This window comes from Psychrobacter sp. K31L (assembly GCF_017942195.1).
Taxonomy (GTDB): domain Bacteria; phylum Pseudomonadota; class Gammaproteobacteria; order Pseudomonadales; family Moraxellaceae; genus Psychrobacter; species Psychrobacter glaciei.
This window is the reverse complement of record NZ_JAGKSC010000014.1, coordinates 1-11,247: the sequence shown is the minus strand read 5'-3', so window position 1 is coordinate 11,247 and position 11,247 is coordinate 1. Positions and strand designations below refer to the sequence as shown.

At 42.4% G+C, this 11,247-nt stretch carries 9 protein-coding genes and 1 tRNA gene; 7 read left to right on the top strand and 3 right to left on the bottom strand.

All coding sequences use genetic code 11. The features are described from left to right. Positions 1 to 198: 198 nt before the first annotated feature. Positions 199 to 274 (bottom strand) — tRNA-Asn (locus tag J5X94_RS13670). A 289-nt stretch (positions 275 to 563) separates the two neighbouring features. Further along, entirely contained in the window at positions 564 to 1,766 is a 1,203-nt protein-coding gene (locus tag J5X94_RS13665) for a pyridoxal phosphate-dependent aminotransferase (RefSeq protein ID WP_010200026.1), read from the bottom strand. 519 nt (positions 1,767 to 2,285) lie between these two features. On the opposite strand from J5X94_RS13665, the gene J5X94_RS13660 reads away from it, so the two are divergent. The 7 genes from J5X94_RS13660 (at position 2,286) to J5X94_RS13630 (ending at position 9,810) form a co-directional block, all read left to right on the top strand. Next, positions 2,286 to 3,023 carry an SDR family NAD(P)-dependent oxidoreductase gene (locus tag J5X94_RS13660; protein WP_210541598.1) on the top strand — a complete coding sequence of 246 codons (738 nt, stop codon included), beginning with the start codon at positions 2,286 to 2,288 and terminating at the stop codon, positions 3,021 to 3,023. Positions 3,024 to 3,094: 71 nt separating this feature from the next. Further along, positions 3,095 to 4,858 (top strand): NAD(P)/FAD-dependent oxidoreductase, encoded by a 1,764-nt coding sequence (locus J5X94_RS13655; RefSeq protein ID WP_210541597.1) that lies wholly within the window; start codon positions 3,095 to 3,097, stop codon positions 4,856 to 4,858. After that, positions 4,851 to 5,933, top strand: a complete 1,083-nt coding sequence (locus J5X94_RS13650; RefSeq protein ID WP_210541596.1) for a DUF1365 domain-containing protein — start codon at positions 4,851 to 4,853, stop codon at positions 5,931 to 5,933. Before J5X94_RS13655 ends, J5X94_RS13650 begins: the two co-directional genes overlap by 8 nt. A gap of 132 nt (positions 5,934 to 6,065) precedes the next feature. After that, the gene (locus tag J5X94_RS13645) at positions 6,066 to 7,460 is read left to right on the top strand and encodes an SAM-dependent methyltransferase (RefSeq protein ID WP_210541595.1); all 1,395 of its coding nucleotides are present in this window, start codon (positions 6,066 to 6,068) and stop codon (positions 7,458 to 7,460) included. Between the two features lie 76 nt (positions 7,461 to 7,536). After that, positions 7,537 to 7,947, top strand: coding sequence for a DUF2177 family protein (locus J5X94_RS13640; RefSeq protein WP_010200017.1), 411 nt, complete (start codon positions 7,537 to 7,539; stop codon positions 7,945 to 7,947). Positions 7,948 to 8,070: 123 nt separating this feature from the next. Continuing rightward, positions 8,071 to 8,856, top strand: a complete 786-nt coding sequence (gene truC / locus J5X94_RS13635; protein WP_210541594.1) for a tRNA pseudouridine(65) synthase TruC — start codon at positions 8,071 to 8,073, stop codon at positions 8,854 to 8,856. A 72-nt stretch (positions 8,857 to 8,928) separates the two neighbouring features. Beyond that, positions 8,929 to 9,810, top strand: coding sequence for a hypothetical protein (locus J5X94_RS13630; RefSeq protein WP_210541593.1), 882 nt, complete (start codon positions 8,929 to 8,931; stop codon positions 9,808 to 9,810). A gap of 86 nt (positions 9,811 to 9,896) precedes the next feature. Here the strand turns inward: J5X94_RS13630 and ampC are convergent, their stop codons facing one another. Next, on the bottom strand, positions 9,897 to 11,072 hold the full coding sequence (gene ampC, locus J5X94_RS13625; protein ID WP_210541592.1) for a class C beta-lactamase: 1,176 nt from the start codon (positions 11,070 to 11,072) through the stop codon (positions 9,897 to 9,899). Positions 11,073 to 11,247 lie beyond the last annotated feature (175 nt).

Here is an 11,247-nt window from a genome sequence, read left to right as displayed (position 1 = left end):
CAAGGATGGATGGAGAATAATCTGCCTAAACTGTTTCATGATATGGGTTGTATCTCTTTTATTATGAACTGACTATATACCATCTAAAACATAAAGCAATAAATAACACCCATAAAAAAACCCCCATCAAAGTGATGAGGGTCTTGGCAAATGCCATAATCGAATCAAAGATGACTCAAAAAATTTACTACTAAAATATGGCTCTCCAACCTGGGCTCGAACCAGGGACACACGGATTAACAGTCCGTTGCTCTACCAACTGAGCTATTGGAGAATAAGCTGTAAGTGTTTAATGGCTTACAACGAGCTTAGAAAGTCTCTAACGAGTTCTTGCTAAGTGGGGCGTATTCTAGCAAAGATAAAAAATACGTCAAGCTTTTTTTGCATAATTAACAACATTAATGATTTTTAATAGGATGATGAAGGCTTTTAAGACGTTTTTCATTACCGATAGCTGTTAAAACCATAGTAAGAAAGACGCCCACATATCGTTTATGCGGGCGTCTTTTTTATTTACATATTTCTAATGCTTATTACTGTTTATAGTAGATTAACGATAATCGTTATTCAGCAACGTCTAAATCAGCAACGGCTTTTTCGATACGCGATAAGGCGTCTTTTAGCGTCGCTTCATCAGTGGCGTAAGAGATACGCATATAACCGCCCAGACCAAATGCATCGCCAGGAACGACCGCAACGCCAACTTTCTCTAACAACCATGCTGAAAACTCAGTACATGACGATAGACCAGCGGCTTTGATGAGTGGTTTGATGTCAGGATAGACATAAAATGCGCCATCAGGACGTAGGCAAGTAATGCCTTTGATCGCGTTGAGACCATCAACGACCAAATCACAACGCTTTTCAAATGCCGCGACCATAGGCTCTAGTACGCTTTGATCACCACTGATAGCAGCTTCGGCAGCGACTTGACTGATAGAGGTTGGGCATGAGGTTGATTGCGATTGTACTTTTTTCATTGCACCAATCAGCTTAGCAGGGCCACCAGCATAGCCGATACGCCAGCCCGTCATCGCATAGGCTTTTGATACGCCATTTAGGATAATCGCGCGGTCTTTAAGCTCAGGCGCAGCATTCAAGATATTGTAGAACTTATCACCCGTCCAGCGAATGTGCTCGTACATGTCGTCAGAGGCCACATAGACTTGTGGGTGCTTTTTCAGCACTTCAGCGATGGCTTTTAGCTCATCTAGCGTATAAATCATGCCCGTTGGGTTAGAAGGGCTGTTCAATACCAGCATTTTGGTTTTGTCAGTGATAGCAGCTTCTAATTGCTCTGGGGTAATTTTGAAGTCCTGCTCAGCTGGGCATTTAACAATAACTGGCACGCCTTCTGCGATGATGACCATGTCAGGATAGCTGACCCAGTATGGTGCTGGAATGATCACTTCATCACCAGGATTGATAAAAGCTTGGGCAAGGTTAAAGAAGGATTGCTTACCACCGACCGATACCAAGATTTCGTTTGGCTCATAGCTGATGTCGTTATCACGCTTGAACTTCTCAATGATGGCTTTTTTGAGCTCTGGGGTGCCATCGACAGCAGTGTACTTGGTGAAGCCGTCATTGATGGCATCGATTGCTGCTTTTTTGACATGTTCTGGTGTATCAAAATCAGGTTCACCAGCACCTAGACCAATAATGTCTTTGCCTGAGGCTTTTAGCTCTTTGGCTTTATTGGTGATTGCTAAGGTAGGAGATGGTTTGATGTTGTTGACACGGTCAGACAATTGCAATTCGCTCATGAGAGCTCCTTTTTGTATGGGAGTGGGTTGGTGAAAATCTGCTGGTAATTATATAACGTTTTAAGCGTTATCAGGACACGTTATAAGATGGTTTAAGCGTTTTTAGCGTCATTTTATTATGCATATCAGGTATCGCCGAATAATACATGGCTATTACTGAATAATAAGTCGTTAGCGCTCAGTATAAAGGTTGCCAGTTTTGGCATTGTAGCATGCTGCTATTACGCTGTCTCATAGAGGCGGTAACAGAAAATGACGCTTTTGCAGAGAGTTTTAACCTTTGTTTGATCAAGTATATGTCACATTGATACCATGACTTGTGCGTCATTGATTGCGAAGTCACAACAATAGAGATGCAGCCTTATACTATAATTATTTAGATTTGGTAAATAAGCGCCATGCTTGGTTAATGTAAATGCTACTAATACTCACTATCAATAAACATAAAAAACGAACGATTAATGCATCATGGCGGTTAAGATTTCTATATGATAAAACTGGTTAAAAAGGATATTAACGATGACAAACGCTCCCGAAAAGCAACACATACTTATCACTGGCGCGACCTCAGGTATTGGTAAGCAGCTGGTCAAAGATTATCTGTTAGACGGTCATCATGTCCATGCCGTTGGACGTGATGATGAAGCGCTGGCTGAGCTGAAAGCACTAGGTGCAGAGACGATCGATTTGGATCTCATGGATCGAGAAAAAGTCATTGCAGCCTTTGACAAGATTAGCCAGATTGATGTGGCGATTTGCGGTGCTGGCATGTGTGAATATTTAGACATGCCAAACTTTGACAGTAGTGTGTTTATGAAAGTCATGTCAGTCAATATGGGCACGCTATCGCACGCCATCGAAGGCGTATTGCCAAAGCTGATTGCTTCAAAAGGTCGCTTGGTCGGTATCGGTTCAGCCTCTGCTTACGTGCCTTTTGCTCGTGCCGAAGCCTATGGTAGCTCAAAGGCGGCTATCCATTATCTTATGAAAACCTTACAGATTAGTCTTGCTCCGCAGGATGTATCGGTGAGCTTAGTGGTTCCGGGCTTTGTCGAAACGCCGATGACCAAACAAAATGATTTTCCTATGCCATTTATCCAAACACCAAAACAGGCAAGCCAAGCGATACGTGATGGTATTGCTAGCGGCCATGATGTGATCGAGTTCCCTAAAAAACTCACCCTGCCATTAAAGGTGCTGGGTACATTGCCAGATTTGGTTTGGCAACAAGTGGGTAGTAAGCTAAGTAAAAAATAAGACTTTGAGATTTATAAAATATCGCTCATCCAAATAATAGCAAAAACAAAAATATAGAAAGGAATGCTTCTATGCTGTTCAATCGTCGTAAGCGTGCCAGTACGAATACAGTGTCAACCAATAAAAAACAACTTAACGCCTTTAAAGATTCAGCTAATGCACCCGTGAAAAAGCGTATCGCTATTATCGGATCGGGGGTGTCAGGACTGACTTGTGCTCATTATTTGATAGCAGAGCATGAGGTGACGATATTTGAAGCCAATGATTATATTGGTGGGCATGTAAACACCATCGATGTGACGTTACAAGATGGCAAAAAAGCAAAGAACAGTAAAGTAGAAAACAGCGCGATAGATACCGGCTTTATTGTCTTTAACGAGCGTACTTATCCCAACTTTTTTCGCTTGCTTCATGAGTTACAAGTGCCGTTTCAAGCAACGGATATGAGCTTTTCAGTAAAAAATACCGCTCGCCATTTTGAGTATAACGGTCACACGCTCAACACACTATTATCACAGCGCAAAAATGTCCTTAACCCTAAATTTTGGCAATTTATCAAAGATATCCTGCAGTTTAATAAGCATATCAAGCAGCTGCGCCAAGATTATGATGCGGCGCGCACACAGGGGCAAGATGTCAGCGGCTTTACTGCGCAAACATTGGGCGATTATCTAGCGCAAAAACGCTATGGTCAGCTGTTTACCGATAACTATCTACTGCCGATGGTGTCTGCTATTTGGTCAACCAGTCTCGACGAAGTACAAGATTTCCCATTGGTGTTTTTCGCCCAGTTTTTTGACAATCACGGCCTGCTCGATGTGGTTAACCGCCCGCAATGGTTTACGATTAAAGGTGGCTCTAAACAATATGTTAATAAATTGATTCCACGCTTCGTTAAAGCAGGCGGCAAGGTGAGGATAAGTTGCCCAGTGCAGTCAGTGGTTCGTGATGGTGATAAAGTATTATTGACGGTTCAGAACAAAGATAATGCTGATAACCGTATCGATAATTTTGTGTTTGATGAGGTTATTTTTGCTTGTCATGCAGATACCGCGCTCAAGATTCTAAAAGATGCCAGTACCGATGAAGCTGACGTGTTGAGTCATTTCCGCTTTACCAAAAATACGGCTGTCCTACACACTGATAGCAATGTTTTACCGAAAAAACCTCTAGCGTGGGCAAGCTGGAATTATCTGATAGACGATAAGACTGATTCTACAAAGACTGAGCGCGTAGAGGCCGCCTCAAAACCTGTACTCACTTATCATATGAATATTCTGCAACGTCTGACCAAAAAGCATAATTATTTGGTCACACTGAATCCAACCGCAGCTAATGAAAATATTGACGATAGGCAGGTTGTTAAACGCATTGATTACAGCCACCCCGTGTTTGATCTAGCGATGATTGATGCTCAAAGTAACTGGTCAGACATCTCTGGCAGTGGTCTCCATACGCATTTTTGCGGCGCATATTGGTTCAATGGTTTTCACGAAGATGGCGTGCGTAGTGGTCTAAGAGTTTGCCAAGCGCTTGGGCATAATATTGACATAAAAGATGAAGTCGACCCAAGTCACTTGCCGGATAGCGATAGTGCACACACGCCGTTTCGTTATAAAGACTTGCCAGTAAAAGCGGATAAACAGTCACGTAAACTGACGAAGCGTCAGGTAGTGACGGCAACGACCAATCAGGAATTGGTTGATTACGTTCACCGTTTGCAGTCTGCCGCTATTGACTCGACACAAAAGAAAAAACGTGGCTTATTTGGTCGACGTAAAGCCGAACAGCATACTAATAAGCAACATAGTATCAAGCAGCATAGTAATGAGTGAAATAAAAGAGAGCATTATGATGACCCCAGCGCATCCGTCTCACGCAATGCCAACTCATGAGTTACCTTGTACCTCTGACAGCTTGCCGCACCAGTTATTTCATGGGACTACGTGGCACAGTCGGCTACTGCCAAATGTGCATAAGTTTGTGTACCCGTATCGCTATTGGGGTGTCAATATTAGCGCGTTAGCAGCAGGGCAGGCGCTCCCTAAAGTCGATACAGCAGGCTTTGGTAAACGTAAGCGCTTAAAAGGACTGCCATTATTCTCCGCAGGAAAAAAGGCGTTACAGCAGTTTTATCCTGATGATTATTTGCAAAGCATATCACAAGAATTAAGTTCGCAAGAGCCAAATAGCCTAAGTGAAAATAATGATCCAAATGATGCCAAAAAATCGCTCGATGTAAACGCTAAAAACAGTAAAGAAGCTAATAATAGAGTAGCCAACAATAAATTAGTTAACGTCAGTAGCTATCAAAAGCTTGAGCAAAGACTGCGTCAGGCTTTTATGACCCATGTTGGTAGCGCGCCAAGTGGTGACATGCTGGGCTTGGTTGTTTGCCGCAATGCTGGCATATATTTTAGCCCTGTCAATTTTTATCTGGGCTTTAATGAGCAGCAGCAGCCAACGCATTTACTGGCTGAAGTCTCTAATACACCATGGAATAAACGTCACTATTATGGGTTTTTATTAGATGGGACAGATACCGAATTCTGCCATGACAAAGACTTTCATGTCTCGCCATTTAATCCTATCGACCAGCTCTATCGCTGGCAAGTTAAGGTTGAACAACAGCCAGATAACTGCTTACAAGTGCGCATTGCCATCGATATTAGCGACGAGCGGGGAGAGGTGCTAAAGACTGGGATAAAAGTGTCTGGCGTACTAATGACCGAGGCAACAGTGCGTGATAGCTTGCGTAAAAATCCGCTGATGAATATGACGTCGCTAACGCGTATTTATTGGCATGCTTTTAAACTATATGCGATTAAAAAAGTGCCTTATATTAATTATGATGAAAAGCTAGCCGATAGCAAACAGCAGCAAGCGGCTAATAAAAAAAACAGTGTTTGACCAGTGCAAAGTTAACATTCAGTATAAATGTAAAACTCAGTACAGAGTTAATATCAATTTTAAAAATTAAGCCACGCGACTTCAAGAGCCTAATGTCCAAACATAAGGCCTTTAAATAAGGATAAGTAGACGATGTCAGCACGACCGACCAACAGAAATCCAGCTTCGACATTAGGAAGATTTACCGCACGTATCAATAAAACCGTTAATGACAGTGCTGTATTGCGACCAGTCAATGACCGTATTAATCATTTGGCAAGAAAGTTGATCTTTCGCGCGTTAAAGCACGTGCAGTTCGGCAGTATTACGTTGATCGAAGCATTCGATGAGCACGCGCCTAAAGAGCAAAGCTTTGGTAGCAAAGCCGCTGAAGCGATGAGCAGCTCAGCAGTGGGTCGCCATCCTTTAAATGTCACGTTAATGATTCATGACAGTGCTGTCTATCGCCAATTGTTATTTGGTGGCTCGATTGCTCTAGCAGACAGTTATATCAATGGTGAGTGGGATACGGATGATCTGACTGGCTTGATTCGACTGGCAGCGCGCAACTTAGCCGTGCTTAACCAGTTAGAAAACCGCTTCGCTGCGGTCAGCAAAACTTTTGAAAAAGCCAAGCACCGACTGCGTAGTAATGATAAATCTGGCTCAAAATCCAACATCTTAGCGCATTATGATTTGGGCAATGATATGTATGAGCGGTTTTTAGACGATACCATGATGTATTCGTCGGCAGTATATCAGTCGCCTGATACGACACTGAGCGATGCCCAGCAGCATAAGCTGGCGCTTATCTGTCAGCGTCTACAACTGAGTGCTGACGACCATGTCATTGAAATCGGTACTGGCTGGGGCGGTTTCGCTATTTATGCCGCCAAGCATTACGGCTGTCATATAACGACAACGACCATTTCTGATGCGCAGTATAACGAGGCACAGCAGCGAGTCGAAGCTGCTGGACTGTCTGATAAAATTACCCTTCTCAAGCAGGATTATCGTGAGCTGACTGGGCAGTATGACAAATTGGTCAGTATCGAGATGATTGAAGCGGTCGGGCATGAATTCTTGCCGACGTTTTTTGCTAAGTGTAATAGTTTGCTTAAGCCAACAGGGCTGATGGTGCTGCAAGCGATTACCTTCAATGATCAGAACTATCAAGATTATATCGATTCGGTTGACTTTATCCAGACCCATATTTTTCCAGGTGGTTGTCTGTTGTCCAACCAAGAGCTCAATACCCAGTTTACTGAGCAGACCGATATGGTTATCAAACAATTGCATGATTATGGTTTTGATTATGCTTATACACTGCGCGATTGGCGCACAGCTTTTATGGCGCAGCGCAATGAAATCAAAGCACTCGGTTATGATGAATCCTTTATCCGCTTGTGGGAGTTTTATTTCTGCTACTGTGAAGGCGGGTTTTTGGAGCGCACCATCGGCGTGGTACAGGTAACAGCGGTCAAACCAAATAACATCGATACGCTGCATTTTTCTGATTTGCCAGCGGCAGACAAGGTATCCGCTTAACGCATTGTTTGATCTGAGGTTGCGTATTGGTGCAAAAGCGCCTAATGCTGAGCAACCCTTATAAAAGGATATTATTATGGCTTACGTATTTATCTATCTGGCTGCTGTTGTCATATTTTTGGGCGTTGATGCGGTTTGGCTTACGACCATGAAAGGGGCTTTTTATGAGTCACGTATCGGTCACCTATTGGCTGATGAGCCAAATATGATGGCCGCTGGCGTGTTTTATATGTTTTATATATTGGCACTCTGTATATTGGTTCTGTATCCGCAAATCAAGGCAGGAGCGTCTGTTGGCCATATTTTCTTACTGGGTGGTCTGATAGGACTGATGGCATATGGAACTTATGACTTTACCAACTTAGCTTTGTATAAAGGGTTTACCTTAGATACCGCGTTAGTAGATTTTGCGTGGGGCGGAATTTTAACTGGCTCAGTGAGCGCTATCGTTGCTTGGCTGGCGTACCGTTTTCATTGGTTGAGCTAACCATCATTTATATACATCCTATTTCTCTGAAATACAGTCCAAATTTATTAGGGCAATAAAAAGGGTATATATAAAAGACAGTAGATATATAATTACCATATTTAAAATAATAGTATTTAAAATATGAGCATTGAAAACATAGATATCGAAAGTGACACCGCCAATCAAATCGCTAACCCAATAGAAATCATCTATGAAGATGAGTTTTTGGTGGCAATTAATAAAGAGGCGGGTCTATTGGTGCATCGCAGTTGGCTGGATAAAGGCGAGACCCGCTTTGCGATGCAACTCACCCGTGATGCGGTAGGTTGCCATGTATTTCCGGTACATAGGTTAGACAAGCCGACATCAGGCGTATTGTTGTTCGCCAAGAGCTCAGCCGTGGCGCGCAGTCTTACCGAGGCTTTTACTGCGCATAAGGTTTCTAAGCAATACTTAGCCGTAGTGCGTGGCTTTATGCCAGAGCAGGGCACCGTTGATTATGCATTAAGTTTCAAGCCCGATGCCATTGCTGATAAGTTTGCCAACTTGGACAAACCCGCTCAAGAGGCGGTGACCCATTGGCAGAGCTTGGCACAAATTGAGCTGCCATTTGCGGTGTCAAAAAAGCATGAAACTAGCCGCTATAGTCTAATGCGCTTAACACCCGAGACCGGTCGCAAGCATCAGCTGCGTCGGCACATGAGACATTTATTCCACCACATAGTAGGCGATACCAGCCACGGCGACGGACGGCACAATCGATTTTTTCGCACTCAATACGACTGCGCACGTATGCTGCTACATGCCCAAACTTTAGCGCTCAGCCATCCGGTCACCGGCGAGCCATTATTGCTAAAAGCGGGATTAGACGATCAATGGATGAGTATCATGGAAGCGTTTTCTTGGGTAGAGAGCGCTGAAGTTTGAGCAGCGTAAAGTTTAGGTTCTGTCTTATAAAATCATTTCAAAATAGTCGAAATACTGGTATGGAGTTCAGCCATGTTAATTTTTCATTTAACATCGTCATTGCCAATAATTAAGACGGCAGTGATTTCTACTTTATTAATCGGTACTGTGCAACTAATGACAGGCTGTGACTCACAGCCCTCATCTTCCAATAATGACGGCGCTGTACAAACGAATACTACACAAACGAATACTGTAGATAAAGACATGGCTAAGAATGATGAGATGTCTGTCAATCCAGCGCCTACAGATACAAGTGCTATGGATAAAGCACAAACTAACGAAGCAGCAGATATAGCTGATGAGCAAATCGTCAGCCCGTCAGGGTATCAAAAGTTAAGCTTCGGTCAGGTTATTACCCCTGAGCTGCTAAGTAGCCTAGGCATGACCAAAGCAAAGAGTGATAACGAACAGTGCTATTACGTCAGTAATCCAAAATTGAGCTATATCGATGAAGAGTACGGTGAACGTGCTTCTATGCTATATCAAATCATAGATGGTAAAGTTGCTCTGATCAGTATTCAGAATCCAAGCATACCGTTTTATAAAGACATCAACGTTGGCGATTCAGCTACAGCGGTTATGAAAGTGCATGATGACGATCTCACTTACGAGGTCGATAAATATGCGGTTGATGGTGACTACTATAGCCTGATTGCTAATGTTAATTTCAAGGTAATAAAAGAAAGCCCACTCGGAGAACTCTTAAAAGACGAAAATATTGAGCTTAATAATAAACAGGATAAGTTACCCCTACAAATTGAATATCATATCAAGGGCGGTCAAAAGCTGAGTGATTCTACAATTAAGGCGACTGAGTGGAAATCAGACAATAAAAACCTATTAAAAGGTGAGGTAGAAAGCATCGATATCGGTATACCAGAAGCGATTTATTTGGTCGAAGGGTGCTCTTAAAAACTGAACGCAAAAAAAACCAGCATCTAGCTGGGTTATTTACGAAAGGCTGTTTTCTATAAGGGTGCTTTGTGACTCATGCTCAATTAATGAGTTATCGCACTCTCTAAAATCGTATACGCTGCTTTAACCCTATCTGCATTTGGATAGTTTTTATTTGCCAGAATGACAATGCCTGATTTTTCGGCAGGAATATAAGCGATATAACCACCAAACCCATTAGTAGCACCTGTTTTGTTGACCCAGACGTTATTTAAGACAGCCGTTGGATGATTGTCTGTTTTAATGGCTTGAGGCTTTAGTACCACGTCCATTGAGTTGCCTTCAAGCAAGGTATCTAGCTGAGTAGGATAAGGGTACATCTCCCATCCTAACCCTTGGGTAAAAGTGCTCGCCTGATAGTAACCCTTTCTATTATTGTCTAACGCTTGCTGAATATCTTTATCCAGCGGTACTAGCCCCATATTAGCCGCCATAAAATGCGTCATATCTGTGATGGTGGATTTAATACCATAGGCTTCGGCGTCTAACATGCCAGGATTGACTCGGATAGCATCGCCAGCAGCGTTATAACCAAATGCATAATCAGACATCTTGTCACTAGGTACATTAATAAAGGTATTGGGCATATTGAGTGACAGCAGTATTTTTTCTTCCATCAACTGTGTGTAATCAGCATCCATGCTCAATGCAGATATATAACCAAACAATCCTATACTGGCATTGGAATATAAACGCTTTGAGTTGACAGAAAAGGCGGGCTGCCAAGATTTATAATAACGAAGCAACTCTTTATTGTTTTTGACGTCATCAGGGACTTGTAGCGGTAGACCACCAGCTGAATAGGTGGCTAGGTTTATAAGCTTGGTGTTGCCAATGGCGCTGTTTTTTAGGTAAGGAATATATTTGTCAGCGGTATCTTCTAATTTAAGTGTGCCATTTAATTCTGAATAACTGGCTAAGGTAGCAGCAAACGTCTTACTGATTGAGCCTAGCTCAAAAATAGTGTTTTCTGAGACAGGTATTTTGGCTTTTTTATCAGCCAAACCATAATGATAGAAATGTGATTTACCATCAATAATAATACCAAAAGCCATTCCTGAAATATTATGCTCATTCATTAGTAATTTGGCTTGTTGATCAACGGTGCTCTTCAGATGGTCATTATTATCTGCTGCTTGTACGGTTCCAGATAGTAATGATGCTGTCACTAAAGCGGTAAGTCCCACTTGATTTAACAGGGTCTGAAAAGATTGTTTCATTATAGGGTTTCTCATTTATTCTAATAGATGTATTAATAGTTTAATGCGTATGCAAATAGCGCTTTGCTTTCAGTGCGGGTATGCCGTTTTACATTATATAGTCAGTTCTTTATAAATAAGATACAATCGTTTTAAAACAAGCGAAATGGCAGAAGAACACATGACCTATTCAGCA

Coding starts and splice junctions, on each gene's coding strand:
- J5X94_RS13665 (WP_010200026.1), bottom strand. CDS start 1,766: ATGAGCGAATTGCAATTGTCTGACCGTGTCAACAACATCAAACCATCT.
- J5X94_RS13660 (WP_210541598.1), top strand. CDS start 2,286: ATGACAAACGCTCCCGAAAAGCAACACATACTTATCACTGGCGCGACC.
- J5X94_RS13655 (WP_210541597.1), top strand. CDS start 3,095: ATGCTGTTCAATCGTCGTAAGCGTGCCAGTACGAATACAGTGTCAACC.
- J5X94_RS13650 (WP_210541596.1), top strand. CDS start 4,851: ATGAGTGAAATAAAAGAGAGCATTATGATGACCCCAGCGCATCCGTCT.
- J5X94_RS13645 (WP_210541595.1), top strand. CDS start 6,066: ATGTCAGCACGACCGACCAACAGAAATCCAGCTTCGACATTAGGAAGA.
- J5X94_RS13640 (WP_010200017.1), top strand. CDS start 7,537: ATGGCTTACGTATTTATCTATCTGGCTGCTGTTGTCATATTTTTGGGC.
- truC (WP_210541594.1), top strand. CDS start 8,071: ATGAGCATTGAAAACATAGATATCGAAAGTGACACCGCCAATCAAATC.
- J5X94_RS13630 (WP_210541593.1), top strand. CDS start 8,929: ATGTTAATTTTTCATTTAACATCGTCATTGCCAATAATTAAGACGGCA.
- ampC (WP_210541592.1), bottom strand. CDS start 11,072: ATGAAACAATCTTTTCAGACCCTGTTAAATCAAGTGGGACTTACCGCT.